Annotated in this window: 25 protein-coding genes, 1 tRNA gene and 2 pseudogenes; 21 read left to right on the forward strand and 7 right to left on the reverse strand. The window is 71.4% G+C overall.

The window, feature by feature from the left end; all coding sequences use genetic code 11:
• Positions 1 to 63 precede the first annotated feature (63 nt).
• Together BS73_RS39620 and BS73_RS39625 are read right to left on the reverse strand one after the other, a co-directional pair.
• Positions 64 to 1,476: a glycoside hydrolase family 3 C-terminal domain-containing protein gene (locus tag BS73_RS39620; protein WP_235215430.1), complete on the reverse strand. Its 1,413-nt coding sequence runs from the start codon at positions 1,474 to 1,476 to the stop codon at positions 64 to 66.
• Between the two features lie 131 nt (positions 1,477 to 1,607).
• Positions 1,608 to 2,465, reverse strand: a pseudogene (locus tag BS73_RS39625) (glycoside hydrolase family 3 N-terminal domain-containing protein); the annotation flags it as partial.
• Between BS73_RS39625 and BS73_RS17375 the strand changes: the two are divergent.
• From BS73_RS17375 to BS73_RS34750, 3 genes are all read left to right on the forward strand, one after another.
• The gene (locus BS73_RS17375) at positions 2,464 to 3,066 is read left to right on the forward strand and encodes a TetR/AcrR family transcriptional regulator (RefSeq protein WP_200886708.1); all 603 of its coding nucleotides are present in this window, start codon (positions 2,464 to 2,466) and stop codon (positions 3,064 to 3,066) included. The pseudogene BS73_RS39625 and the gene BS73_RS17375 overlap by 2 nt on opposite strands.
• A gap of 80 nt (positions 3,067 to 3,146) precedes the next feature.
• A complete protein-coding gene (locus tag BS73_RS17380; protein ID WP_037579989.1) occupies positions 3,147 to 3,695 on the forward strand; it encodes a DUF1203 domain-containing protein in 549 nt (182 codons plus the stop codon).
• A gap of 156 nt (positions 3,696 to 3,851) precedes the next feature.
• Entirely contained in the window at positions 3,852 to 5,837 is a 1,986-nt protein-coding gene (locus BS73_RS34750; RefSeq protein ID WP_051940045.1) for a helix-turn-helix domain-containing protein, read from the forward strand.
• 422 nt (positions 5,838 to 6,259) lie between these two features.
• Here the strand turns inward: BS73_RS34750 and BS73_RS17390 are convergent.
• From BS73_RS17390 to BS73_RS37470, 3 genes and pseudogenes are all read right to left on the reverse strand, one after another.
• Positions 6,260 to 6,817, reverse strand: a pseudogene (locus BS73_RS17390) (hypothetical protein); the annotation flags it as partial.
• A 214-nt stretch (positions 6,818 to 7,031) separates the two neighbouring features.
• Positions 7,032 to 7,109 (reverse strand) — tRNA-OTHER (locus BS73_RS37465).
• Between the two features lie 211 nt (positions 7,110 to 7,320).
• Complete coding sequence (locus BS73_RS37470; protein WP_152617637.1) at positions 7,321 to 8,205, reverse strand: hypothetical protein; 885 nt, start codon at positions 8,203 to 8,205, stop codon at positions 7,321 to 7,323.
• 407 nt (positions 8,206 to 8,612) lie between these two features.
• Here BS73_RS37470 and BS73_RS17395 point away from each other — a divergent pair, with 407 nt between their 5' ends.
• Both BS73_RS17395 and BS73_RS17400 read left to right on the forward strand, forming a co-directional pair.
• Positions 8,613 to 9,848, forward strand: a complete 1,236-nt coding sequence (locus tag BS73_RS17395) for a helix-turn-helix domain-containing protein (RefSeq protein WP_037579993.1) — start codon at positions 8,613 to 8,615, stop codon at positions 9,846 to 9,848.
• Positions 9,830 to 10,408: a flavoprotein gene (locus tag BS73_RS17400; RefSeq protein ID WP_200886709.1), complete on the forward strand. Its 579-nt coding sequence runs from the start codon at positions 9,830 to 9,832 to the stop codon at positions 10,406 to 10,408. The genes BS73_RS17395 and BS73_RS17400 overlap by 19 nt, the downstream gene beginning before the upstream one ends.
• A 231-nt stretch (positions 10,409 to 10,639) precedes the next feature.
• Here the strand turns inward: BS73_RS17400 and BS73_RS17405 are convergent, their stop codons facing one another.
• On the reverse strand, positions 10,640 to 11,008 hold the full coding sequence (locus tag BS73_RS17405) for a GntR family transcriptional regulator (RefSeq protein ID WP_037573520.1): 369 nt from the start codon (positions 11,006 to 11,008) through the stop codon (positions 10,640 to 10,642).
• 468 nt (positions 11,009 to 11,476) lie between these two features.
• Here BS73_RS17405 and BS73_RS17410 point away from each other — a divergent pair, with 468 nt between their 5' ends.
• The 15 genes from BS73_RS17410 to BS73_RS17475 all read left to right on the forward strand — a co-directional run bounded on the left by BS73_RS17410 (position 11,477) and on the right by BS73_RS17475 (position 22,018).
• Positions 11,477 to 12,055, forward strand: coding sequence for a RapZ C-terminal domain-containing protein (locus BS73_RS17410; protein WP_063837009.1), 579 nt, complete (start codon positions 11,477 to 11,479; stop codon positions 12,053 to 12,055).
• Positions 12,056 to 12,154: 99 nt separating this feature from the next.
• A complete protein-coding gene (locus BS73_RS17415; RefSeq protein ID WP_037573522.1) occupies positions 12,155 to 12,448 on the forward strand; it encodes a hypothetical protein in 294 nt (97 codons plus the stop codon).
• Positions 12,445 to 13,452, forward strand: a complete 1,008-nt coding sequence (locus BS73_RS17420; protein ID WP_037573525.1) for a hypothetical protein — start codon at positions 12,445 to 12,447, stop codon at positions 13,450 to 13,452. Before BS73_RS17415 ends, BS73_RS17420 begins: the two co-directional genes overlap by 4 nt.
• A gap of 58 nt (positions 13,453 to 13,510) precedes the next feature.
• Positions 13,511 to 14,020, forward strand: a complete 510-nt coding sequence (locus tag BS73_RS17425; RefSeq protein WP_037573528.1) for a hypothetical protein — start codon at positions 13,511 to 13,513, stop codon at positions 14,018 to 14,020.
• A gap of 722 nt (positions 14,021 to 14,742) precedes the next feature.
• Positions 14,743 to 15,783: a hypothetical protein gene (locus BS73_RS37475; protein ID WP_235215431.1), complete on the forward strand. Its 1,041-nt coding sequence runs from the start codon at positions 14,743 to 14,745 to the stop codon at positions 15,781 to 15,783.
• Positions 15,784 to 15,881: 98 nt separating this feature from the next.
• Positions 15,882 to 18,170: a hypothetical protein gene (locus tag BS73_RS17435; protein ID WP_037573540.1), complete on the forward strand. Its 2,289-nt coding sequence runs from the start codon at positions 15,882 to 15,884 to the stop codon at positions 18,168 to 18,170.
• 172 nt (positions 18,171 to 18,342) lie between these two features.
• Entirely contained in the window at positions 18,343 to 18,531 is a 189-nt protein-coding gene (locus BS73_RS38790; RefSeq protein ID WP_037573543.1) for a hypothetical protein, read from the forward strand.
• A 29-nt stretch (positions 18,532 to 18,560) separates the two neighbouring features.
• Positions 18,561 to 18,770 (forward strand): hypothetical protein, encoded by a 210-nt coding sequence (locus BS73_RS17445; RefSeq protein WP_037573546.1) that lies wholly within the window; start codon positions 18,561 to 18,563, stop codon positions 18,768 to 18,770.
• The gene (locus tag BS73_RS17450; RefSeq protein ID WP_037573548.1) at positions 18,767 to 19,012 is read left to right on the forward strand and encodes a hypothetical protein; all 246 of its coding nucleotides are present in this window, start codon (positions 18,767 to 18,769) and stop codon (positions 19,010 to 19,012) included. The genes BS73_RS17445 and BS73_RS17450 overlap by 4 nt, the downstream gene beginning before the upstream one ends.
• A gap of 16 nt (positions 19,013 to 19,028) precedes the next feature.
• Complete coding sequence (locus tag BS73_RS17455; protein WP_037573551.1) at positions 19,029 to 19,718, forward strand: beta clamp domain-containing protein; 690 nt, start codon at positions 19,029 to 19,031, stop codon at positions 19,716 to 19,718.
• A gap of 17 nt (positions 19,719 to 19,735) precedes the next feature.
• Positions 19,736 to 19,966 carry a hypothetical protein gene (locus tag BS73_RS17460; protein ID WP_037573553.1) on the forward strand — a complete coding sequence of 77 codons (231 nt, stop codon included), beginning with the start codon at positions 19,736 to 19,738 and terminating at the stop codon, positions 19,964 to 19,966.
• Positions 19,963 to 20,220, forward strand: coding sequence for a hypothetical protein (locus BS73_RS17465; RefSeq protein ID WP_037573556.1), 258 nt, complete (start codon positions 19,963 to 19,965; stop codon positions 20,218 to 20,220). The genes BS73_RS17460 and BS73_RS17465 overlap by 4 nt, the downstream gene beginning before the upstream one ends.
• Positions 20,217 to 21,047: an adenine nucleotide alpha hydrolase family protein gene (locus BS73_RS17470; RefSeq protein WP_152617638.1), complete on the forward strand. Its 831-nt coding sequence runs from the start codon at positions 20,217 to 20,219 to the stop codon at positions 21,045 to 21,047. The genes BS73_RS17465 and BS73_RS17470 overlap by 4 nt, the downstream gene beginning before the upstream one ends.
• Positions 21,048 to 21,091: 44 nt before the next feature.
• Positions 21,092 to 21,385 (forward strand): hypothetical protein, encoded by a 294-nt coding sequence (locus BS73_RS36305; RefSeq protein WP_152617639.1) that lies wholly within the window; start codon positions 21,092 to 21,094, stop codon positions 21,383 to 21,385.
• Between the two features lie 162 nt (positions 21,386 to 21,547).
• Positions 21,548 to 22,018, forward strand: coding sequence for a single-stranded DNA-binding protein (locus BS73_RS17475; protein WP_037573558.1), 471 nt, complete (start codon positions 21,548 to 21,550; stop codon positions 22,016 to 22,018).
• 50 nt (positions 22,019 to 22,068) lie between these two features.
• Here the strand turns inward: BS73_RS17475 and BS73_RS17480 are convergent, their stop codons facing one another.
• Positions 22,069 to 23,058 (reverse strand): hypothetical protein, encoded by a 990-nt coding sequence (locus BS73_RS17480; protein WP_037573560.1) that lies wholly within the window; start codon positions 23,056 to 23,058, stop codon positions 22,069 to 22,071.
• Between the two features lie 327 nt (positions 23,059 to 23,385).
• Here BS73_RS17480 and BS73_RS17485 point away from each other — a divergent pair, with 327 nt between their 5' ends.
• The gene (locus BS73_RS17485) at positions 23,386 to 23,991 is read left to right on the forward strand and encodes a bifunctional DNA primase/polymerase (RefSeq protein ID WP_407675021.1); all 606 of its coding nucleotides are present in this window, start codon (positions 23,386 to 23,388) and stop codon (positions 23,989 to 23,991) included.
• Positions 23,992 to 24,093: the final 102 nt, after the last annotated feature.

Below are 24,093 nucleotides of genomic sequence, written 5' to 3' on the forward strand. Positions count from 1 at the left end.
CATCTTCCCCGCCCGCGCGCGCCGACACCTCCGCACCACGCCGAACGGCCGCCGGCCCGTCGACTACGGGCGGGTGGAGTCGAGCTGTTCGAGGAGCTTCTCCAGGTCGGCCGGGGTCACCGCGCCCCCGCCGAAGTTGAGGAGGCGGCCGACCGGAATGGACGCCATCATCCGGACGATGTCAACGCCGAGGGCGTCGGCGCTCCCCTCCTCCGCCTGGAGCGGCACCGGAGCGAGGCCGGCCAGCGCCTTGAGGCCGCCGGGCGCGGCCATCACCTCGCCCAGGGTGGAGTCCAGGGTCAGCGGCAGGTGGAACTCGTCGCCCTCGACCGGGACCACCGCGGTCGCCCGGACGTCCCGGCTGGAGGCGGCGGCCTCCACCCGGTACTCGCCGCCCTCGACGATCCAGCGGTCGAGCCGGACGTCCCAGTAGGCCAGGTCCTCGCGGTCGAGGAGGGCGCTGACCCGCTCGCTCGCCCCCGGCGCGAGGTCCACGCTCGCGTAGCCCTTGAGCTCGCGCGGCGGGCGGACCACCGCGGAGTCCGGCTTGGCCGTGTAGAACTGCACCACCTCCCGGCCGGGCCGGTCGCCGGTGTTGGTGACGGTGACGGACACCGTGACGCCCGCCGGGCCGGATTCGGCCGCCAGGCCGGAGTAGGCGAAGGAGGTGTAGGAGAGGCCGTGCCCGAACGGGAAGGCCACCTCCGCCTCGCGGGCGTCGTACCAGCGGTAGCCGACGAACAGCCCCTCGCCGTACCGGACATGGCCGTGCTCGCCGGGGAAGGACAGATACGCCGGGGTGTCCTGGAGGCGCACCGGCACGGTCTCGGTGAGCCGGCCGGAGGGGTTCACCCGCCCGAAGAGGACGTCCGCAAGCGCCCCGCCGCCGGCCTGGCCGAGCAGCGCCCCGTCCAGGATCGCCGGCGCCGCCGCGGCCACCGGCGCCAGCCGCAGCACCGCGCCGTGCGCGAGCACCACGGCGGTACGCGGCTGGACGCGGACCACCTCGGTGAGCAACTCCAGCTGCTCGGAGGGGAGTTCGATGTCCTCGCGGTCGAAGCCCTCGGACTCCTGGTCGGCCGCGAGGCCGAGGAAGAGCACGGCGGCGTCCGCGGCCGCGGCGGCCCGGACGGCCTCGGCGCGGAGGGCGGCGGCGGTGTCGTCGTCGGTGTCGGTGCCGCCCTCGGTGCTGAAGCCGGGGGCGTAGACGACGGCCGCGTCCCCGCCTCCCGCCTGCGCGCGGATCTCGTCCAGCGGGACGTCCACCGACAGCGGGTTGACGTGCGAGCTGCCGCCGCCCTGGTAGCGGGGGGAGCGCGCGAACTCGCCGATGACGGCCAGCGATCGGCCGCTCGCCAGCGGCAGCACGGGCTCACCGCCGGCCTCCCCGACCGGATCGTTCTTGAGGAGCACCACGCAGCGGGCGGCGGCCTCGCGGGCCAGGGCGTGGTGGGCGGCCGCCTCCTCGGCGGGCACCTCGCGGTCCGGCGACCCGCCGCCGGGAGCGCCCCCGCCGCCCGGCGGCCGGCCTCGGCCCGGGCGGCCAGGGCGGCGACCCTGGCCGCCGCCCGCTCCACCGCCTCGGCGTCCAGTTCCCCGCTGCGGACCGCCGCCACGACCCGCGCGTCGGAGGCACCGCCGGCGCCGGGCATCTCCAGGTCGAGTCCGGCGGCGACCGCCCTGACCCGGTCCTCGACCGCGCCCCAGTCGCTGACCACCACGCCGTCGAAGCCCCACTCCCCGCGCAGCACCGCCGTCAGCAGCCAGTGGTTCTGGTGGGCGTGGACCCCGTTGATCCGGTTGTAGGAGCACATCACGGTCCACGGCCGGGCCTGCCGCACCACCCGCTGGAAGGCCCGGAGGTAGATCTCCCGCAGCGGGCGCGGGTCGACGTCCGAGCTGGAGCGCATCCGGTCGTGCTCGGTGTTGTTGGCCGCGAAGTGCTTGAGCGAGGCGCCGACCCCGGTGCTCTGCAGACCCTCCACCCAGGCGGCAGCGACCGTCCCGGTCAGGTACGGGTCCTCGGAGAAGTACTCGAAGTTGCGGCCGCAGCGCGGATCCCGCTTGATGTTGACGCCCGGGCCGAGGAGTACGTCCACGCCGAGGGCGCGGCTCTCCCGGCCGAGCGCCTCGCCGATCCGGCGGGCCAGCTCCGGGTCCCAGCTCTGGCCGAGGCCGACGGCCGGCGGGAAGCAGGTCGCGGGGTGGCTGGCGGAGACACCGAGGTGGTCGGTCTCCCCGGCCTGGCGGCGGACGCCGTGCGGGCCGTCGGTGAGGGTGAGGGCCGGGACGTCGCCGACCGCCTTGGTGGTCCAGAAGTCGGCGCCGCTGCCGAGCGCGGCCCTGTCCTCGATCGACTGCGGTGTCCTCATCTGAGCTCCCCTTGGTCGGTGCGACGCAAAAACAGTATGCCATTCGGTATTCGTGGACAAGAGTCGCCGGGCGCCCGATAGGGTGCGACGCATGGCTCGACGAGGCTCGTATGCGAAGGGGATCGCCAAGCGCGAGGAGATCCTGACCACCGCGCTCGAGATCGTGGCCCGCGTCGGCTACAGCCGCACCACCGTCCGCGAACTCGCCGCCGCGGTCGGCCTCAGCCAGACCGGGCTGCTGCACTACTTCGGCACCAAGGAGCAGCTCTTCGCCGAGATCCTGCGCCGGCGCGACCAGGTCGACGTCCGGGCCGCCCGGGAGAGCCTGACCGAGTCCCCGGAGCCGGCCGACGACCGGGAGGGCTACACCTGGATCGTCCGGCACAACGCCGAGGTCCCCGGACTGGTCCAGCTCTACTCCCGGTTCTCCTCCGAGGCCGCCGAGGAGGGCCATCCGGCCCACGACTACTTCCGCGACCGCTATCTGACGTCCCGCCGGCGCGCGGGCGAGATGGTCCGCGCCCAGCAGGCGGCCGGCCGCCTCGCCGCCGACCTCGACCCCGACCGCCTCGCCGTCCTCCTGATCGCCCTGATGGACGGCCTCCAGGTGCAGTGGATGTACGACGGGGACGTCGACATGGCGGAGCACCTGGAGTACTTCTGGCGGCTGCTGGAACGCGGCGGGGCGGGCTAGCCGGCCTGCCCGGCCGCGGCGTCCGGAAGCCGCCAGCAATCGGGCCGGGCCGCGCCCACCCTGGAGTCATGACGCAGTTCATGACGAGCCATCAGCCCCTCCCCATCCCGCCCTCGACCCTCAAGGAGCTGCGGGACCTCGACGACTCCGGCCGCCCCTGCCGGCCGTACATCGCGGGCAGCGCCGACGACCCGAACGACAGCGTCGGCTCCCCGCTGCGCTGCTGCCTGCGCCCGGTGGAGGCGGGCGAGCGGATCGCGCTGGTCTCCTACGCCCCGCTGCGCCGCTGGGCGGCCGAGACCGGCGCCGACCCCGGGGCGTACGACGAGGCGGGCCCGGTCTTCGTCCACGCCGGGGACTGCGCCGGGCCGGAGCCGGGCCGCGCGGACTACCCCTTCGCCCGCCCCGGCGTCCGGCGCGCCCTCCGCCGCTACGACGCCCGCGGCCACATCGTCGGCGGCCGGCTCCTCGACTTCTCCGCGGACCCCGCCGACCCCGCCGAATCCGGCGACCCTGTGGCGACCATGGACGCCGCCCTGGCGGAGGCCTTCGCCTCCCCCGAGGTCGTCCTGGTGCACGCCCGGGCGGTCGAGTACGGCTGCTACCTCTACGCGGTGAGCCGCCCCTGAGGACCGGCCGGGCGGACCGTGCGAGCGTGCCGTGCGGGTGGGCCTTGCGGGTGGGCGTCCGAGTGGGCCGTGGTCCCCGATCGCTATCGTCGACTGACTCCGGGTTCCGTCAGCCGGCCCGAGCCCGCCGCCCCGCAGCGAGAGGAACCCGCGCCCGTGCCCGACCTACAGGAGCTGTGCAGGATCGCCGAGTTCCGGCTCGCTCCGGCGGACGCGGGGACGGCCGCCGAGCGGGCGGTCCGACGAGTGCGGGTGCGGGTGGGGGCGGAGGTGTCGACGCCCGCGCGGGCGGAAGAAGCGTCCGAAGGGCCGGGCGCTCTCACCGACACCCTCGTCGTCGCCGACGGCGGGGGGCCCGCCCGGGCGCTCACCGCCCTGCTGGCCGAACTGGCCGAGCGGCAGGCCGCCGGCCTCGCGCTGCACGTCCCGCGGCACGGGGCGGCCGCCGTCCCCGGCACCGTCCGGTCCGCGGCCGGCCGGCTGGGCGTCCCCCTGCTGACCACCACCGCGAGCCTGGCGGAGTGGGCCCGGCTGGCCCCCCGCCTGGCGGACCTCGTCGGCCGCGAGGACCGGCGCCGCGCCGGGGACCTGGCCGCCCTCCTCGACCGGCTGCCCACCCGGCCGTCCGACCCGGACGCCCTCCTCGGCGTCGCCGAGTGGCTGTCGCAGGCCCTGCCGGGCGGGCAGGTCATGGTCAGCGACCCGCTGCGGGGAGTCCTGGCGGCGTCCCCCGCCACCGCCCCGACCGCCCTCGCGCCGCTGCTCGTCCAGCAGGCCGTCGGGGGTGTGGCCGTCGGCAGTGGGCCCCTCCGGGGCGTGCCGGCCGCGGCCGGCTCCTCCGCACGCCTCCACACCCGGATCATCCAGCTGGCGCCGACCGGCGCGACCCTCTCCGCCGCCTCCTGCGAGGCGTTCGGCGAGCGCTCGCGCGAGCTGATGCGCCGCGCGGCCCAGGTCCTGGGCCTGATCGCGCAGTGCGTCGAGGACCGCGCGGAGCGCGCCGGCCCGGCCGGCCGTACGGCGCTGAACGCGGCCCGGCTGGCGGCCTTCCAGCTGCTGATGGTGGGCGACGCGGGCGCCGCCGAGCGCGTGATGGCGGGCATCTCACCGGGACTGCTCAGCCGCGAGGAGGCGTACTGCTATGTGGTCGAGTGCGGCGGCACCGACCGCGAGGAGACCGCGGGGCCGATCGAGAGGGCCGTGGACGACCGGGCGATGCTCGTCCGCTGCCCGGCGTTCGACCACCATCTGATCGTCGTCCACCCCTGCGCGAGCGAGCCCGAGGACCGGCGGCTCCGGGAGGCCCTGGCGGAGATCGTCCGCGCCCGGCCGGGCCACCGCCTGGGCGGCAGCCGACCCGGTCCGCTCGGCGAACTGGCCGCCGCCTACACCTCGGCGGTGACCGCGCTGGTCCTCGCCCGGCGGGCGCCGGACCGGGTCGTCTTCGCCGACGAGCAGCCGCGGCTGATCGACGTCCTCGACCCGGAGCCGGCCCGGCGGTGGGCGGGAACGCTGCTGCGCCCGCTGCTGCGGCAGCCCACCGGCCGGCGCGGGCGGCTGCTGGACACCCTCGCCCTCGGCCTGGAGTTCCGCGCCGCTCCGGCGGCCGCCATCATCGGCTGCCACCGCAACACCCTGGACGCCCGGCTCCGGACCGCGTTCAACCTGCTGGGGCTGGACCGCAATTCGGACTCGGCCCGGGTCCGGGTCTCGCTGGCCGTGCAGATCGCCGGCCAGTGGGGATACGACGAGTCGGACACCGACCCCGAGGCCGACTTCCGGGCGATGCTCTCCGGTCCCGCCGTACGGCAGTGGGCGGCGGGCGTCCTCGAACCCCTGGCCCCCGGCCCCGGCGACGGGCGCGACCTGCGGCGTACGGTACGCGCCTGGGTCACCGAGGCCGACTGCAACGCGGAGCGGGCGGCGGAGGCGCTCGGGGTGTCCACGGCCACCGTCCGCCGGCACCTCGCCGCGGTCGGCCCGCTGCTCCAGCGCGAGCTGTACATCCCCGGCGGCCAGGAGGACCTGGACCTCGCCGCCATCGACCCCCGCCAGGAGGACGAAACCCTCAGCGGCCTCCGCCCGCTGTGGTTCGCGGTCCAGGCCCTCGCCACCGAACAGCCGTCATCTGGGCACGGGTGAACACTCCGGCCCGCGAACTGTGCACGAGACGACAGCCGGCCCCCGCGTCCTGTGGGTGGCCGCGCACCCCGGCCGTCGATCCGTGCACCCCTGCCCTGGCACGGCCCCGGTGCCACGCCCTAACGTGCCGAACACGCCTGCCCGCCCTCGGCAGGGCCGGCGACGACGGGGGCAACGGGGGAACGGGGGCCGAGGCCGCTCCGAGAGCAGCAGCTCTCGGAGCGGCCTCGCACGACACCGACCTGGTGCGAAGGGACTGAGCCCATGACCGCAGACAGCGAATGGTCTCTGCTGGCATCCACCGACCCCCTCGATGCGCACTACCGGCGGGGCGGTCGCTGGAGGCTGCTGCGTGCTGCGGTGATGGTTTCCGGCAGCTGAGGTTGCCGCACTTCGCTGCCGTACCGCTCGCGGACGCCATTCAGGTCCGAGGCCCAGGATGCCAGGGCAGCGAAGTCCTCGGGACACAGACCGGTCCGCGGATCCACCCTGCGCAACAACGCCGGCCCCGGGTGGTGGACGGCCACCCAGGCGCGGTCCGCCTCGGTGATCTCGTCGTCCAGCCAGGCGAACGGCTGCCCGGCCACCCAGGCGACCACCTCCGGGGTCTTCCAGAACACCCCCTCCTCCGGCACCGACCGGGTCGGCTGCCAGGTGATCCACGGCAGCTCGGGCAGCCCCAGCGCGGGCGCCACAAAGGCGTTGGCCTCCTCCTCCCACGTCGTCGCCCACACCAGCTCGAACGGCAGAGCCGTCAGAGCGGGGCCGTGATCGGGGTTGAGCCAGACCCGCAGCGGCTTGGGCCTCTTGTGCGGCATCCCCCACGCGGACAGTCGTGCGCGCTCGGCCGCCACCCAGCGGGGAGTGAGGAAGCGGTGGGTCCGGTAGCCCGCCGGCCGACGGGACGGTGGGGCGGCGTAGGGGTTCAGAGGGCCGTCGACGTCCAGGAGAAGGAACGGCCCCGGGGCGCTCCGGGTCACGCGTGCAATGTACCGACGCGCCGGCGCGGAGATCCTTCGGCACAGCAGGATCGCGGTCTCCCCTCGGAGTCCACGCGGCGGGCGCTGAAGCGGCTCGGGAAGTACATCGAGGGGACGGCGTGGATCAAGGTCCGACGACGTAGTCGCTGCACATCACTGCTGTACAAAACACCAGAGGCCCGCTCGGAAGAACCGAACGGACCTCTGGCCTGGGTGGAGCTGAGGGGATTTGAACCCCTGACCCCCTCGATGCGAACGAGGATTCGACAGACCTGTGACCTGAGCCCTCTACACCGCGGCAGGTCAGAGCGTCGGTCTAAGTTGGTCTCGCCCGGTACGCCAAGGCGCCCCGAACAAGATCCACTCCCCTATCGCTCCCACGACATCGCACCGTGCCGGCCGGACACTCACTACTGCGTCACCATCACGAAGGTAGCACCGTGGCCGACCCCAATACACGCGCGCCGCCCGACGGCCGCTGCCTCCACGACTCCAAGGAACCACTAGAGAGAATCGCCATCTCCAGCTTTCAGCTCGGGATGAGACGCTATAGCCAATGCAAGACTTTCCAAAACCCTCTCGGGAGAGCGCTGAATTTCTGGAAACTTTTCCAAAGCACGGATCTCCATTTGAGAAAGGTTGCGGACAAAAATGGCCGTCTCGCCTTGGATGGGGAATTTGAGAACTAGAATGGAACCCGCGCGCACGGCTGCACGGGGCACCGATACCAGAGCGCCAATGATCCCTCCAACCGCCTGTGCCTCTTTAGAATCGGCTTCTGCCTGCCTCGATTCCACGTACGTGAGTTCGAGCGCACGCTCAACCTTTACCATACGAGTCGCCAGTTCTTCCCGGACCATCCTGGCGCGCCAGCTGCGCCATATTGAACCCGGCTCAGTGTCAACTTCTCCCGTCTGAACGTACCCCATAGATTCGACTAGTTTATCAACTTTTTCGACTATTCGTTCACTGACAGTAGTGTCGTCCGTGTCCAAGTAGATGGCGACAGAGATGCTGCTGGGAATCTCTGGTCCCGGCGGCTTCTCCTCCATCTTTTCCCCAAAAAGAAAATCAAAGTTTTCCTCTCGGTTTGCAATTGCCGCGATAAATCCATCGCCTGGCAGCGAATAGATACCGACGACATCATTTCCATTACGATCCGCGAATTGCTGCGCCCTAGCATCGTAGGCATCAAATTCCGACAGGTACTGTCGGAGCGATTCAAGTTCACGCGCCAACTTGACGGAAACAAGGTCGAGAGTTTCGCCGAGTTTGACCGTGGTTTCGGGGGGATATTGAGAACCTTTATCCATCTGAGCGAGCAGTGCTTGCATCTCATTCAGGAGATCGGAGAGGCGACTGACTCGGTCATACATGTTTTCGTCCATGCCAAGGACGGTAGCGCTGCGCATCCCAAATTCCCAGGCATCCAAGAAAATCTGTTGCCAACGAGAAACTTGAAAACTTCTGCTCGCAGGGTGAATTGCACAAAGGGTTCATTGTCGTACTGGCGCGCACTTCCGCCTATCGGCCTCAGTACATCAAAAATTTCACAATCACGCCAACAGTTGACTGAGTCATGCCTCTGGAATGGTGTGGAGGGCCACGCCAGCAGACGTGGCCCTGGACTGGATCGAGTGACAGGCGTCTTGAGCTTGCAGAACCCGGACAGACTGTCTGGGCTCTGCTTGTTATGCCCCGCAGGCTGGGTAGCACTAGGGAGCAGGTGACGTCTCGCGTCTTGATGCTCCGTCGGTACGGTGAGCACGCCCCTACACAACGGGAGGGCACGCGCATGCGTGGTCTGAGCGATCACATGAGCATCGGCGAGCGGATCGCGTTCTACCGGAAGCGTCGCGGCTACACGCAGGAAGTCTTGGCCGGCCTGGTGGGCCGGAGCACGGATTGGCTGGCCAAGGCCGAGTCCGGCCGGCGGCAGCCGCCCCGGATCGACATGCTCGGTGAGCTGGCCCGCATCCTGCGGGTGCCGCTCGGGGACCTGGTCGGGCAGCCCGTTCTGATGGAGGACGACCAGCAGCAGGACGACGTACCTGCCGTGCGGGAAGCGCTGATGAGCCCGCGTCGGCTCTCCCGCTTGCTGTTCGGGCCGGAGGCTGACGCCCAACTCCCGATGCCGGCCCCCGTCGCGACGACCGTGGAACAGCGGTGGGCGGACTACCAAGGCGGCCGGTTGGGGACGGTCATCGCGGCTCTGCCCGGACTGCTCCAGAGCGCGCAGGAACTGGAGGATCGCGCCTCGCGGTCGGCGACGGAGCGGCGGGACTGCTGGGCGGTCTCTGCGCGGACTCATCACCTGGCTGCGACGACGCTGGCCAAGGTGGGGGAATCCGACATTTCATGGCTGGCCGCCGAGCGCGCGATGCGGGCCGCGGACGAATCCGGGGACCCCTTGGTGCTGGCGTCCGCTGCTCGCTCCGGGACGCATGCGCTGCTCGCCAACGGTCGGTACGACGCCGCCATGGAGCTGGGAGACACCACGGCAGCGTGGCTGACGCAGCGGGTAGAGGACAGCGATCCGGAAGCGCTCAGCCTGCTCGGGATGATCCATCTTCGGGCAGCCATCGCGGCAGCCCGCCAACAGGACCGCGGGACGACGACGAGCCTGCTCAACCGCGCCGAGGAGCTGGCCGATCGGCTCGGCTCGGATGAGAACTACTGGCAGACCGGGTTCGGCCCGACGAACGTGATCCTGCATCGGATCTCCGCCGAGCTGGACTTGGACAACATCTCCTACGTGGTGGCTCATGGGGAGGTGGACGTCGACCACATGCCGCCGGAGCGCGGAGTGTCCCACCGGATCGACTACGCCCGTGCGCTCTCGCTGGCCGGCCGGAACGACGATGCGTTCGGTGAGCTGCGCAAAGCCGAGCGGACTTCGCCCCAGTTGGTGCGCAACAATCCCCGGGTACGCGAGACGCTGCGGGACCTGGTGAAGAACGCGCCGGTTACCGGTGGGGCCCGCTCGTCCGAGCTGTTCACGATGGCGCAACGATGCAGGGCGGTGCAGTGAGTTCAGCAAGTCGCGGTGTGTTGGGAGTCGTTGGCTCGGCGGCCGGCGGAGTTGAGCATTTGAGGACGGGGCTGGTTGAGCCGGCGCTGGCCGAGGGATGGCAGGTCGCGGTGACGCTGACGCCGACCGCTGGCCGATGGCTTCGGGAGTCCGGTGAGCTGGATCGTCTGGAGAAGGTCACTGGCCTACCGGTGAGGGATGCGCCCCGGATGCCGGGAGACGCACGGCCTCATCCACCCGTTGACTGCTACGTGGTGGCTCCGGCCAGCGCCAACATGGTGGCGAAGCTGGCCCTCGGCATCATGGACAACCAAGCGCTCACCCAGGTGGGCGAGGCTATTGGAACCCATGGTCTGCCTGTGGTGGTGTTTCCTCGGGTGAACGCTGCACACGCCCGCCATCCGGCTTGGAAGCAGCACCTCGCCGCCTTGCGCGAGGCAGGGGTGAGCCTGGTCTACGGGCCTGACGTGTGGCCGCTCTATGAGCCGCGGGAAGCCGCACCCGGGCGAGGGCTGCCGTGGAGTGCGATTCTCGCCGCAGCGAATCAGAGCACTATCTGAGGCGCCGTCAACTAGCTTGACCTGCAACGACGATGGACCCGGACATACTGTCCGGGTCCATCGCCTTGTGCGCCCCGAAGCTGGTTGTCATGACGGAGCAGACCAGTCCGGAAGCCATCTGGAGCGGGCTCAGCGCTGCCGAGGCGGCGCTGATCGAAGCGAGCCTGCGACGCCTCAACACCGAAGCTCAGAGCCTCCTCCGGCGAACAGGCGAAGTCAGCGAGAGGCTGTCTAGCCCTTGTCGTCGGCCGCGCGCTCAAGGCGCTCAAGGCGCTCTGACAGGTCGCCCAGTGTCCGGTGGATCGCTGCCAGCTCCTTAGACAGGGCAGCGAACGCGGGACTCCCGCCGTGCTCTTCCCCGACGGGAGAGGCGGGGTCGCGGACGAAGGTCCCCCGCCCCTGCTGGGAGACGACCAAGCCCTCATCCCGCAGCAAGCGGTAGGCGTTCTGAACGGTCATCAGGTGGACGCCCTCCCTCTCTGCGAGTTCGCGCCCGGTAGGCAACCGCTCTCCAGGGCTGAGGGCGCCCCGCTCGATGTCCTCACGGATCTTCGACGCGATGTCCTTGTACGTCGGCCGGGCGTCGGGGCTCTGTGTCATGCCTTCGAGGGTAACTGGCCTAGGTCATTTTCAAACTCCGTCACCGAGACCATTGACAGCTCACATTGACCTAGGTAACTTCATCATCACCCCGAAAGACCTAGGTCAATCGGTAGCTAGTCCGAGTGGCCCGGAGACCGGCGAGAGCCGGTCGAAGGAAGCCCTCGTTCCTTGAGAACTGAAGAGCGTTGCGTGGATCGAAGCCGGGAGTTCCGCATGGGCCCGGCTGGCCCCCAGGTAGGTCCCTGGCTAGGCCGCACGCCTCCGCATGGGGGCCTGTAGGTCCACGTCCGCGCCGCCGCGCCCCTGCCGGGGCGTCTAGGCGTGGCATCTCATCAGCGTTTTCGCAGCCCTCCGGGGCTGTCCGTCGTGCCCGCCCGCCTCGACTGGGGGCGGTCTCGGCGGACGATCCCGGATCGTCCCGTCCGCCTCGCTGCCGGAGGCAGCGACTGATTCGAGGACTCGCCCATGACTGACGTTGAGATCGTCTCGTTCGGCTACTTGCATGCTGACGAGCCGCCCGAGGCCCATCTGACCGTTGACCTCCGGGAGCACTTCCGTGACCCGCACTTCGACCCGCGGTTGCGGCACCTGACTGCGGACGACCCCCGGGTGTACGAGGCCGTCACCACCACTCCCGGGATCGTGGACCTGCTCAGCGGGCTGGCCGGCTCTGTGCTCGGCTTCGTGAACGGCCCGTCCGCAGTGCCCGTCGTGGTCGCGCTCGGCTGCGCTGGCGGTCGCCACCGCGCCCCCGCCATCGCCAAGGCCCTCGCGCTTCGGCTCACCGCGGCTGAGCTGACCGTGGCAGTCCACCACCGCGACGTTGGCCGCCCCGTAGTCAACCGTCCGCAGGAGCACGCCGGGGGACGTCAGGGCTGGCGGGTGCGCCTGCTCGGCGACCCGTCCGCGGTCGCGCGGCATCGGCAGGCCCGCCGGGAACCGGCGCGCGTGGATCGCCGCGACCGGGCGGAGACGCCCGCGTTCCTGGCCGCCAACGACCGCGTGATCCGCACCGAGAAGGTCATCCCCTGGTGGCGCCGCTAAGCGCCCCCACTTCTCTTGCTCGCAGTGGGGCGGCTGCCTCGCCCTGGAATGCACCGGCAGCCGCCCCACTGGAGCCCCACACCTTGGAAAGGCAGACCCGTGAAGAACATCGTTGCTGGCCAGCACGCGGTCACCGACACCGAGTTCAGCGAACTCGCACTCGGCATCGATCTCGGGATCGACCTGGAGCTGTTCACCGGCGTCCCCGGCGAGAGCGAACAGGAACGCGCCGCCCGCATGGACGCGGCCCACGACATCCTGACCGACCTGCGCACGACGGAACCGAAGCTGGCGGAGTTCGCCGAGCAGTTGCTGAGCCTTGCCGCTCTTCCACTGCGCCGCTCGCGTCCGTTCCGGAGGCGTCTCGTTCACGGGGCGGGGGTGGCCGCGTGAACGGTGTTCAGATCCGTTCAGCGGAGCGGGCGCTGTCGGTCGGCACATGGCTGATCGTCTCCGGCGCGATGCTGTATTCGATCCTCACCGTGACCCCGTTGATGGCCTCCCACAGTCCGCATCGGTGGGCGTGGACGGCACCGATTCTGCCCCTGGTCGTGGACGCCGCGGTGGTCATCGTGGTGCGCATGGACTCGGTGCTCGCCCGGCTGGGCGGGCGCGGAGGGCGCTGGCCGGTTGCGCTTCGGTGGATGACCGGCGCCATGACCCTGGCTCTGAATACCGCTGATTCGGCCCTGCGCCGGGACTTGGTGGGGGTGGCGGTCCACGCGGTGGCACCGCTGCTGCTCATCGTGACCGCGGAGACCGGACTCGCCTACCGCCGTGCCATCACCACCGCCCTGGTGGCGCTGGAGGAGCGGCAGCGGGCCGAGCGGGAACTGCGCGAGCTGGCCGAGGAGGAACGCGCGGAGCGGGCCGTTCGGCGGGCCCGGGAAGAGCGCGAGCACGCCGCACTCATGGCCCGTGAACAGCGCGACCACGAAGCCGCCTTGGCCCGCGAGACAGCCGAGCGCGAGGAACGCCGGCTGCGGGAGGAGCGCGAGCAGCAAGCCGCCCGCGAGGCGGCCGAGCGGGAGGCGCGTGAACAACGTGAGCGCGAGCGTGAACAGCGCGAGCGGGACCGTGAACGCGCGGAGCACGAGGCGGCCGAGCAGGCCGAGCGGGAGCGCCGAGCACGCGATCAGGCGCGCCTTCGTGAACAGGCCGAGCGCGAGCAGCGCGCCGAGCGTGAACGCGCCGCCCTACTGGAGCGCGGCCCGGCCGAGACCAAGCTGCCGGAGGAGGAGGCGCGCGCGATCGTGTCCGCCGCCTTCGGCGCAGGGCTACCGGTGAGGGCCGCCGCGGAGCTGTGCGGCTGGTCGGTGGGCTGGGTCTCCGGCCGCTACGCCGAGCACCGCGGTCCGGCGACCGACGGTGCCGAGCTGGCCATCGCCAGCCGTTGAGGGCCGCCGGCCGATGCGCCTTCCACAGTCTGTGGATTGACCGAACGGAGTGAGCGTCATGACCGAAGAGACGATGCATGCCGTGGCCACCCCGCTGGAACTGGTCCGAGCGCTCGCCATGGGCTACCGCGCCGCCTTGGAGCGGGAGCGCGCCGAGGCCGAGGAGGCCGCGGCCCAGCGCGAGCGCGACCGCCGCGAGGGCGAGATCGCCATGGCCGTCTACGAGGCTGACGAGCAGGTGGACATGTGGTTCCCCAACCTGCTCGCCGGGGCGCTGCTGCGCGAGGACTGGACCGGCTACCCCAGCATGGGGCCGCTTCCGCGGCCGGGGCAGGGGGCCGGCTGCGCGGTCGCCCACCTCGGCGAGGGCCTGTGGCTGCTCCGTGAGCAGGCCGGCGCCCGTGAGCTGCCCGGCCTGCGCCTGCTGGTGCCCTGCGCGTGCGAAGGCTTCTACGAGTGCGACCGGTATCACGAGATCGAGATCGGGGAGGACCGGGAGTTGCTGGCCGCCCTTACTCGGATCGAGTCCGGCGCGTGCCTGCGCTACTTCGCCCCGGACCCCCTGTAGTCCCCATCCCCCAGCGCCCGGAGCGGGCCGTGTGCTTGCCGGCTACCAGCCCGCCCCGGACTTCCTCCCCCGGAAGAGAGGCACCCCTCACGATGACAGACACCGTGACCGAGCGACCCGCCCAAGCGGTGGAGCCGGTCCAACCCGAGCCAACCGCTTCCCCGCAGGCCCCCAAGGGGCCGCCGGGCGGTCACACCCCTGGTGGGCTGCCCGCGATCCCGCTGGCAGTGGCCACCGCGAACACGACCATCGGGCTGGCCTCGGCCGGAGCGCTCGTCTCTGGGCCGGTCACCCTGGCAGCCGTCGCTGCCGGTGGCACCCTGGCGGGTGCTGCGCTGGCCCTGCGCCGCCGCGGCAACGCCCGCAGCGCTGGCCGGGCCCGAACCAGCCCTCGCCAGCGCGCTGCCGGCCCCGGCGGCGCGGGACGCGGAGCTGGTCACGGGCATTCCGGCCGCGGGTCTCGCGGTGGCTTCGGCCTGCCACGGCAGTCTCGTTCCGGGGCCGGTCGTAACGGCAATGGCCGCTCCGCGCTGGGCAATACCGGGCTCACGGCGCCCACTCGCGGTCGAACCCCGGCCGGGAGCGTGCGCGGCCTGGCCGGAGGGGCGAGGGGCCGAGGCGCCCATCGCGCCGAGACCACAGCCGCCCGCCGAGCAGGCGCTGCCGGCGGGATCGGACGCCTCGGCGCGGCCCGCGGAAGCGCGGGCGGCGGTCGGGGGCGCATGGGTGCGGTCCGGGACCTGCGCCGTTCCCGCGACCAGCAGGCGCCGACCCGGCAGCAACGCCGTCATCAGCAGCGCGACCAGCGCCGCTCGGTGGCCGATGCCCGCCGTGCGGCCAAGGCGCAGGCCCGCGAGCGGGCCCGCGCTCGCGCCGCCGTCCGCGGCCCGCTCTCCCGTACCGCCCGCGCCCTGGGTGGCAAGAGCGGTGGCCTGGCCCGACGGGCCGCCGCCCGCGCCCGCGGCGCCCTGCGCGGCGCCCGGGACGTGCGGACCGGGCAGAAGGTGCAGGACCGGCGCGCAAGCATCCGCAAGGCGGCCCACCGCCGCCGCGCCCGTATGCAGTTGCTGCGCTCGGCCCTGCGCTTCCACGGCCGGCGGCTGCTGGCCGCGGGTCTGGCCCTGCCGATCGGCGCGCTGGGCATCCCGGCCACCGCGCTGGGCCGGCGTCTGGGCTGGGAGCGCCTGATGTACCCCGGTCGCCGCCTGTACTGGCGGCTGACCGGCACCGCACGCGAGCACCGCATTGCCCGCGACCAGGCCATACGCGAGGCCCGGGACGTTGCCGATGCGCGTGCCGACGCCGACCCCGACAACCCCGAGATCCTGGCGACCGTCCCCCGCGGCCGTCGTTCCGCCCCGATAGGAGTCCCCGCCATGGCCGATGCCGCCCCCGCCGGGTCCGGGCCCGGCTTCCTCTTCGATGAGGCCGCCTCCGAGATGGAGGCCGCCGCCCAGTCCTTCGACCCCGACGGCATGATGCACGTCTTGTCCACCTGCGAGTCCTTCCCCGACGCGCTCAACTCGGTGGCCAACACCTTCCGCATCCTCGCCGAGCGCGCCGACGCCGAGTTCCCCCTTGAGAAGGAGGTGGCCGAGGCCCTGAACGACGTGTTCGTGCAGCTTCTGCGCGCGGTGGACGCCTCCGGCGAGGTGGCCAAGGTCTTCCGCGACGTCCACGAGCAGGACATCGCCCGCCACGAGGACCCGCGCAACGGCATCGAGGCCGAGCGCAAGTGGGACACCACCAACAACGAAACCTGACCCCGCCCCCCGCACCGCCGCGTCCCAGCGGGCCGCCCCGAACCCTCGGGGCGGCCCGCGCCCGTTTCCACCCCCGTCGTCCTCTTGGGAGTTGCCTGATGGCCCCGCAGCAACCCGCACTGAACCTCTCCAGCACCCGCCCCAAGTCCGAGACCCGCAAGAAGCGAGAGCGCGAGGCCAAGCCGACCGCGCTGCCCCCGCTGGACTGGGCCGCGGGCCACGGCCCCATCTCCGGGGCCCTGTCGGCCACCACCGGCGCGGGCGCCGTAGCCATGCTCGGTGCCGCCGCCGGCATGCCCGCGCCCTGGCCCCTCGCGGTCGGCGCGATCGGCGCCCTCGGCCACGGAGTCGGCCACAGCATCCACCGCCGGCTCACCCTGCGCTCGGCGGTCACCCGCGCCACCTCATGGTTGCTCGCCGGCGGCTGGACCAGTTGGGCTCTGGCCGAGGGGCCGCTGCACTGGCCCGTCCTGGGCTCCCTGGTCGCCCTGGGCGTAGGGGTCGGGGCGATGGCCTCGCACGCCGCGGTCCACGAGGAGGCCGCCGAGCAGGAGCAGTTGACTGCCGAGGCTCGCGCGCTGGCCGCCAAGCTCAACGCCGACCGCGAAGACCTCGCCCACCAGTGGCAGGACCGCATCTCCCGGGTCTGCCGGGTGCAGGCGACCGTGTTCGCAGTCGAGTTCTGGCCGAGCGGCGCCGGCTACTCCCTGGCGGTAGAGCTGCCCGGAGACGGCAGTACCTGGGACCGTATCCAGTCCGCCGCCCGCGCGCTGGCCGCGGACGCCAAGCTGCCGCTCGGCTGCACCGTGCATGTGGAGGAGGGCGACCGGCAGGGCCGGGCCGTGCTGGACGTGATGACCACCAACGTCCTGGACGCCGCCCACGACTACCCCGACGACCTCTCCCCGCTCTCGGTGCTGACCGGTATCCCCTGGGGACTGCTGCCCAACGCCAACCCCGTGGTCGTCTACCTGCGCGAGTCCTGCGCGCTGATCCTGGGCCCGCCCGGATCGGGCAAGTCCACCTTCCTGGACGCGGTCCTGTCCGGCTTCGCCCGCTGCACCGACGTACTCACCTGGGTCATCGACCTCAAGGCCGGCGCGGTCGGCCGGCCCTGGGTGCGGCCCTGGCTGGAGGCACAGGGCCACAAGCCCACCCGCGAGGGCACCACGCCCCCGCCCGCGGACACCCGGCCCGGCGTGGACTGGATCGCGTCCACCCCGGCCGAGGCCAAGCGCATGCTCCGCGCGGCCCTGGCCATCAACGCCATGCGGCAGGAGGCCTATCAGGACCTGATGGACGAGCACGACACCACCCTTCTGCCGGTCTCCGCGAAGCTCCCGCAGATTCAGATCGTCATCGACGAGGGCGCGGAGCTGCTGTCCGCCGGGAACTTCCGCAACCAGACGCTCAAGGACGTGCAGAGCATGGTGTGGAGGGTCATGCGCACCACCCGCGCCATGGGCATCCGGTTGGTCCTGACCGCCGTGGACGGCAACGTCTCCGCGATCGGCAACACCCAGGTCCGCAAGTTCTCCCCGGTCGGCGTCGCGCTGACCTCCGGCGAGGCCAACGGGGACAACGCCGGCAAGCTCTTCCGCCGGGTCAAGGTCGATGTCACCCAGCTCACCGCGAAGGGCTGCGGCGTCATCGGCGCCGCCGGCGAGGGCGGATTCGCCCCCACTGGGTTCAAGGGCTGGCGCACCGCCCCCAGCCTCGCCCGCCGGGTCACCCTCGCCACCAACGCCACCCGCCCCTACCTGGACGAGGTCTCCGCGCGCGCCGGCAGCGAGGACTACGCCGGACGCTGGGACGCCGACCGCGCCGGCTGGCTGTGGTCCGGCACGGAGACTGCCGGGCAGCCCACCGACGCCGCCCCGACCGAGCAGCCGGGCACCTCGCCGGATGAGCAGTCCGTCTACCTCACCGACGCCCCGCCCACCGGGGGCCTGAGCCTGCGCGCCCTGAACCCCGACCACCGGCCCGAGCCCGAGCAGGACGACGCGGGAGAGGCGGGAGAGGGGGCCGCCGACGCGTTGGCGGCCCGGTTCATGGCCGAGATCGATGAGGCATACGGCACCACCGACGAACCCGCCGAGCGCGCCGGCGGACTGAACCTGTCCTCGCTCCGCGACAACAGCGCCCCCGCGACCGAGCAGGCGGAAGCCGGGCCGGAACCGGCGGCAGGTCCCGACTGGCTTCCCCGGGCGATAGACGCGATCCGCGCGGCCGGCCCGGACGGCATGAAGCCCTCCGCGGTGGCAGAACTCGTGGGCCGCAGCCGCCTCGCCGTCCGCGCCGCGCTGCGCGCCGCCGTGCAGCGCGGAGAGCTGATCTACCGGGACAACGGCCCGCACTCCGCCTATGTCCACACCGACCACGCCTGAACGTCACACACGGCTACTGGTTAGTGGTTACTGGCCACCTTGCCACTAACCAGTAGAACCCCTCCCGCAGACCCGAACAGCCCCTAGGGAGGGGTTTCTGCGCTTGCCACTGACCACTAGCCACTAACCAGTAATCGCTACGTTGCGTCACAACCGAGCCCCGGGAGGAACCGTGTCCATCCCCATCGCGATAGCCCTGTTCATCGTCGTGTGCATCCTCGTCCGCACCCGCTACGTCGGCCTCGGCGTCGCGGTGGTGCTCACCCTGTTCGGGTTCTGCCTCGCCTCTACCGGACTCGACTCCGTGATCAACGGGCTGCTGCACAGCGCCACCGGCGTGGCCAACCACGTCGGCCACTGACCCGCCTCGCCGCCCGGACGGAGACCGCCATGCGCCGCTCACCACAGATCCAGCCGCTCTCGGCCGTGCACCTGCGCGAGGCCCTGGAAGCCGCCCGCGCCGGCGATGTACCCGCCTCGCTCTACCACGTGATGCGCATCGACAACGAGTCCTGGGACGGCATGCACCAACGCCTCAACGAACTCGGCGCACACCTCACCGCCCTGCTGGCCGACTCCATGAACGGGAGAACACCGTGAACGCCGATGCCCTCATTGCCGCCGGCCTGGCGACCCCGCCGCTTGCCCTAGCCGCCTTCGCCGTCCTGAGCGGTCCCCGGGACCGCCGCCGCGCCGCCATGATCCGCTCCGTCTTCGCCGAGCAGCGCGCCACCGGGGCCCCGACCGAGAGCCACGACACCCCGCCCCCGCCCGACGACGGACACCCCGCGCCGGCCGAAGACCTGGCCCCCGTCATCGACCTGCGCCGCCGCGTCGCCTGAGCAGGAAGGAACCCAGATGCTTCCGATACACGACCTGAACGCGCTGCTCGCCCAGGTCGCCCCGCACATGTACACCGACGCCTACGACCTGCTCCCGCCCCTGAACGGGGTGCTTCTGGAGACCGACGCGAGCCACTTGTACGCGGTCGCCACCGACCGCTACAGCTTCGCCATCGCCCGCACCCGCCCCGCCCGGGAGCGCGGCGCCATACCTGCGGCTCAGCGCTGGCGGGCCCTGCTCAGCCCAGCCGACCTGCGCGCCCTGCGCACCATGCGGCCCTTGGCCGCGGAGGAGCCCGCGGAGTTGGACTACCGCCCCGGCCGGCAGTTGGAGATCCGCATCGGCGAGCAGACGCTGCGCACTGCGGATCGCTCGGAGAAGGCCGAACGGTTCCCCAACTGGCGCTCCCTGCTCGCCCAGACGCTGGAGCGCGAGCCGGAGCTGCCCGACGACCTGGCCCTGAACCCGACCTACCTCGCCCGCTGGTCCAAGGGCATCCCCCGCCAGGACCGGTACGTGCCGCTGACCGTGTGGGCCACCGGCGCCGGCAAGCCCATCGTCTTCGCCCGCGGCGAAGACTTCATCGGCCTACAGATGCCCGTCACCCGGGAACCCTCCGACGACCAGCCCACCGGCCGCGAAGCCGTGCGCCACGCCTGGGCCGCCGACGCGACCGCCGCCGAGCCCCACCGAGCAGCCGCCTGACCACCGGAGAGTCCGCCGTGGACAACCTCAGCCGTGCCGATCTGCTCGCCCTGCTGGACGACATCCGCGCCCGCGTCGCCGCCGGCGACTCCTTCGAGGGCTGGCTCCACTACCTCATCCCCGACAACCCCGACGCCGCCCATCCCTTCGACGTTGCCGCCGCCTACCGCATCGGTAACCGCGACGGCCAAGGCGGCATGCGCCTGATCGGGCACCCCCAGCTCACCGAACAGGAGGCCCACCCGTGAACCACCCCCAGCCGACCATCGCCCCCACCATCCCCGCAGACCTGGCCGCCCTGCTGGAGCGCGCCGAGCAGGACATCGCCGCACAGTCCCACTCCTACCGCACCGAGTCCGACCCCGACCACGCCGACCGCTGCGCCTGGAACACCTGGCGCACCCTCCAAACCCTGGTCCCGGCCGTCCGCGCCCTGCTGGAGCAGCCGAACCCGGCTCCCATTGTTGCCACCCCTCGGCCGAACCTGCGGAGCGCAGCATGAGCGAGCCGTTGAGCCCTGAACTGCGATCGTTCTCCTTCGGCGGTGGTGTGCAGTCCACCGCCGCGCTGGTTCTGGCCGCGGCTGGCCGCTTGGACTACCGCACGTTCCTCTTCGCCAACGTCGGTGAGGACTCCGAGGACCCGGCCACCCTCGCCTACGTCCAGCGCTACGCCCGCCCGTACGCGGCTGACCACGGAATCGAGTTGACCACTCTGCGCCGGGTGATGGTCCGCTCGAAGGAGACCCGGACCTTGTACGGAGAGCTGACCCGGGAAGGCTCGAAGTCGCTGAAGATTCCGGTACGGATGAGCAACGGGGCCCCGGGAACGCGCTCGTGCACCGCGGACTACAAGATCCAGGTGATTGGGCGGGAGCTGAAGCGGCGCGGCGCCAGCGAGATCAACCCGGCCACGGTCGGCATCGGCATCTCCTTGGATGAGATCGAGCGGGCCAACAACCGGCGCTGCGAGAGGCACGAACGCATCGACTACCCGCTGCTCACCCTCGGCCTGCGGCGCATCGACTGCGCCCGCATTATCCGCGGCGCGGGGCTGCCGATCCCGCCGAAGTCCTCGTGCTGGTTCTGCCCGTTCCGCCGGCCGGAGTCCTGGCATGAGATGCGCCGCTCCCGACCGGCCCTGTTCGAGCGGGCCTGCCAGCTCGAAGACTTGCTCAACGCCCGGCGGGATGAGCTGGGCAAGGACCACGTCTACCTGACCCGCTTTGGTAAGCCCCTGCGCCAAGCCATCCCCGACGGTGTCGATGTCCTGTTCAACCTCAGCGACGACGGCGACGGGCAGTGCGACTCCGGGTGGTGCATGACGTAATGGCTCACCAACCGCTCGCTGCAACTCCCACCTGGAACATCGTCATGGAACGTGCCGGTCAGCGCTGCCAGTGCACCGGCCAATGCGGCGCTCGTCACAAAGACGGTGGGGGACGCTGCGAGCACCAGCACAGCAACCGCCCCGCCTACCGGCTGCTCGCTGCTCCGGCCGAGCCCGCCGCACTGCTGCTGCCCGTTCACCAGGTGGCCGCGCTGCCCGCCAGTCGATTGATCGCTTGGTGCCTGGCCTGCCGCGATCGCGCCCAGTGTCGCGCCGCCTCGGCCGCCCGCACATCCGCGACTGAGCAGGGCACCCCCGACGGCCTGTTCGACCTGTGACCCCTGACCGGCGCCTTACGCCCGGCCAAGCGTCGTGCTGCCGCTGAGCCAAGGCGGAACGGCCGAGCCGGCCACGCCTGGGCGCCGAGCGCCCGCCCGGCTCGGCGCCTCACCCAACACCCGCATCAGCTCCGTTCTGCACGCCCTCTCGGAGGCAATCTCATGTCCCTCGGCGAGACCACCATCACCCTGGTTGGCAACCTGACCAGCGACCCAGAATTGACCTTCACCCCGGCCGGCGCGGCGCTGGCCAAGTTCACCATCGCCAGCACTCCGCGGTCCTTCGACAAGAACACCAACGAGTGGAAGGACGGCACCACTCTCTTCCTGCGCTGCACCGCGTGGCGCGACCTGGCTGAGCACGTCACGGAGTCCCTGGCGAAGGGCGCCCGCGTCATCGCCACCGGCCGGCTGCGACAGTTCGACTGGACCACCGAGGAGAACGAGAACCGGTCCATGTTCGTACTGGACGTAGAGGACATCGGCCCGTCCCTACGGTGGGCCACTGCGAAAGTCGAGCGCACCACTCGGTCCAATGCCAACCGCGCCGACGGCAACGGCGGCGCCAACCCGTGGGACACCCTCGGCAGCGTCCCCGCTACGTCGGGTACGGCTGACAGCGCGCCGTTCTGAGACGAACGTCTGTACCGGCCCGCCCCAACCCCCCGGGGCGGGCCGGGGTCTCAGGTCAAGGGGAGCCCCTCGAAGCCCTCCCCGTCCTGGTACACCAGGTGCACGCCAGCCTGATGGATCAGGTCCGTAAGGTCCTCGCTGGGCTCTTCGGGTAGCAGGATCGCGGTGCGCAGATCCTCGCCGGGGATGTGCCTGCGGTAGTCGAGCAACTGTCCCAGCGCCATCCGGATCTCGTTGCGCTTGCTCTTGCTCTTGATCTCGAACAAGACGTGATCAGTCGCGTCGTAGAGATCGACCGGAAAGGGCCGCGACTCGCCCGGGATAGTCAACTGAAAGCTGCCCACCTGATGCCCGAGCGCTTCCAAGTGCTGGGCAAACCGCGAGCGCAGACGCCCCTCGCGCCGATCCACCCTGCGGGGTCCGACGGCCGGGTGCATCTCCGTCTCATCTGCGCCATGGAACTCAACGGGCCCCAACCGGGGCGTCATATCGAAGTCCGGCATGAACAGGGCGTCGCTGGTCTGAGCAGGCTGCTGGGCATCGGACTCGCGCACATCGACCAGAGCCGGATCCTTCGGGCGCAACCGGAACACGTACACCCGACGAGGCAATCTGTCGGCATCACGCCCCAACAACTCCTCATACGGCTCGTCGGGGTCTACCACGAACTCGCCTACGTAGCGGTGCACAACGGCGTCGCGCCCTGGCGCCTTACCCGCGGCTACGAACAGAAAGACCCGACGGTCCTTCTCCCGGTGCTTCAGCAGCTTGGCGTTATCGCCCGACAACTGCTGAGGCCCCCGCGAGCCCGCCCCGGTGTACCAGTACAGCGAGCCGTGTTCATCCGGCTCGGTCCATCCGTCGAAGGTGTAACCGTGCCGTTCGCCCTTGGCAGGGTCAGAGAAGATGCACACCACCTTCGCTGCGACGTTGGCCACGATCCCGCCTTGCCAGGCGGTCGCCCCGGTCTCGAAGTAGGCGGCCAGATCCTCACGCATCGTCAACGTCCCCAGCGGCGGGGGGAACTCCGTGATCGGCATGCCGGGAATCTACGCCACCCCACCGACAACACGCAGAAGGTGAAGCCGTTGCCTGAAATTCTGTTCCTGGCCTTGGAGTTAGCGAGCGCTGGATTGCCAGTGCTGCCACTGGGAGCGCAAAAGCGGCCCGTGGCCAACTGCCCGGCCTGTGCCCACATGGCCTGCGGGGGCCGTCCGAACATGCGCGCCGCCGGGCCGTGCACCTGCCCTGCTCCCTGCCACGGCTGGGCAGCCGCCACCAAAGATCCCGTTGGGCTGACCCATCCGGCCTGGCGCGCAGCGTGGCGGCGGGCCGTGGCAGTCGGGTACTACCCCGGCGGAGCCGGGGTGACCGTGGTGGACCTGGACAGCCCCGCAGCCCTCGACTGGGCCCGCACGACCCTGCCGGCCACCCGCACGGTACCCACCACCCGCGGCCAGCACTGGATCTACCGCGGTACCTGCGACTCCGCCAACGCAGTACAGCCCGGGGTGGACATCAAATCCCATTCCCAGTACGCCCGCTGGCTCGGTCCCGGAACCGGCCCCCTGGCCGACCTACCGGCCGCCATCCCTGCCCTGCTCCATCAGGGCAGGAAAGAAGCCACCCCGCCGCCGGGCGCGGGGGTGGCCTCTTCACCGCGACCGGCCGGGAGTTGGGCTGCGGAAGCCGCCGCCGGTTGCCGTCACACCCCCGGCTACCTGCATACGGGGCTGGAGCGCGGCATGCGCAAGATCCGGGCCTGTGCCGAGTCCGGCGCCGGCTCGCAGACCTTCGGTGTCGCCCGATTCCTGGCCGCCCAACACACACGTTGCCCCGGCCCCTGCCCCCTGGACGAGATCGGGGCGCAGCTCGTGGCCGCCGCCGGCTCGGTCGGTGTCCCCACCGAGTACGCCGAGCGCGCCGTCGCCAACGGCTTCGCCCGCGCCCTGTCCGCGGCCATGCCCGCCTGAACCCCGCACCACCACGAGGAGGTCACCGGATGACACCACCCACCCTCCACAGGCCCCTTCCCCGAGCCGCCGAGCAGTACGGCCCGGCGGCGCCGAGTCGCA

The organism is Phaeacidiphilus oryzae TH49 (assembly GCF_000744815.1).
Lineage (GTDB): Bacteria > Actinomycetota > Actinomycetes > Streptomycetales > Streptomycetaceae > Phaeacidiphilus > Phaeacidiphilus oryzae.

Coding starts and splice junctions, on each gene's coding strand:
- BS73_RS17410 (WP_063837009.1), top strand. CDS start 11,477: ATGACTGACGTTGAGATCGTCTCGTTCGGCTACTTGCATGCTGACGAG.
- BS73_RS17395 (WP_037579993.1), top strand. CDS start 8,613: ATGCGTGGTCTGAGCGATCACATGAGCATCGGCGAGCGGATCGCGTTC.
- BS73_RS37475 (WP_235215431.1), top strand. CDS start 14,743: ATGGGTGCGGTCCGGGACCTGCGCCGTTCCCGCGACCAGCAGGCGCCG.
- BS73_RS17380 (WP_037579989.1), top strand. CDS start 3,147: ATGACGAGCCATCAGCCCCTCCCCATCCCGCCCTCGACCCTCAAGGAG.
- BS73_RS17405 (WP_037573520.1), bottom strand. CDS start 11,008: ATGACACAGAGCCCCGACGCCCGGCCGACGTACAAGGACATCGCGTCG.
- BS73_RS17375 (WP_200886708.1), top strand. CDS start 2,464: ATGGCTCGACGAGGCTCGTATGCGAAGGGGATCGCCAAGCGCGAGGAG.
- BS73_RS17475 (WP_037573558.1), top strand. CDS start 21,548: ATGTCCCTCGGCGAGACCACCATCACCCTGGTTGGCAACCTGACCAGC.
- BS73_RS17400 (WP_200886709.1), top strand. CDS start 9,830: ATGCAGGGCGGTGCAGTGAGTTCAGCAAGTCGCGGTGTGTTGGGAGTC.
- BS73_RS17445 (WP_037573546.1), top strand. CDS start 18,561: ATGCGCCGCTCACCACAGATCCAGCCGCTCTCGGCCGTGCACCTGCGC.
- BS73_RS36305 (WP_152617639.1), top strand. CDS start 21,092: ATGGAACGTGCCGGTCAGCGCTGCCAGTGCACCGGCCAATGCGGCGCT.
- BS73_RS37470 (WP_152617637.1), bottom strand. CDS start 8,205: ATGGACGAAAACATGTATGACCGAGTCAGTCGCCTCTCCGATCTCCTG.
- BS73_RS17435 (WP_037573540.1), top strand. CDS start 15,882: ATGGCCCCGCAGCAACCCGCACTGAACCTCTCCAGCACCCGCCCCAAG.
- BS73_RS17425 (WP_037573528.1), top strand. CDS start 13,511: ATGACCGAAGAGACGATGCATGCCGTGGCCACCCCGCTGGAACTGGTC.
- BS73_RS17480 (WP_037573560.1), bottom strand. CDS start 23,058: ATGCCGATCACGGAGTTCCCCCCGCCGCTGGGGACGTTGACGATGCGT.
- BS73_RS17455 (WP_037573551.1), top strand. CDS start 19,029: ATGCTTCCGATACACGACCTGAACGCGCTGCTCGCCCAGGTCGCCCCG.
- BS73_RS17470 (WP_152617638.1), top strand. CDS start 20,217: ATGAGCGAGCCGTTGAGCCCTGAACTGCGATCGTTCTCCTTCGGCGGT.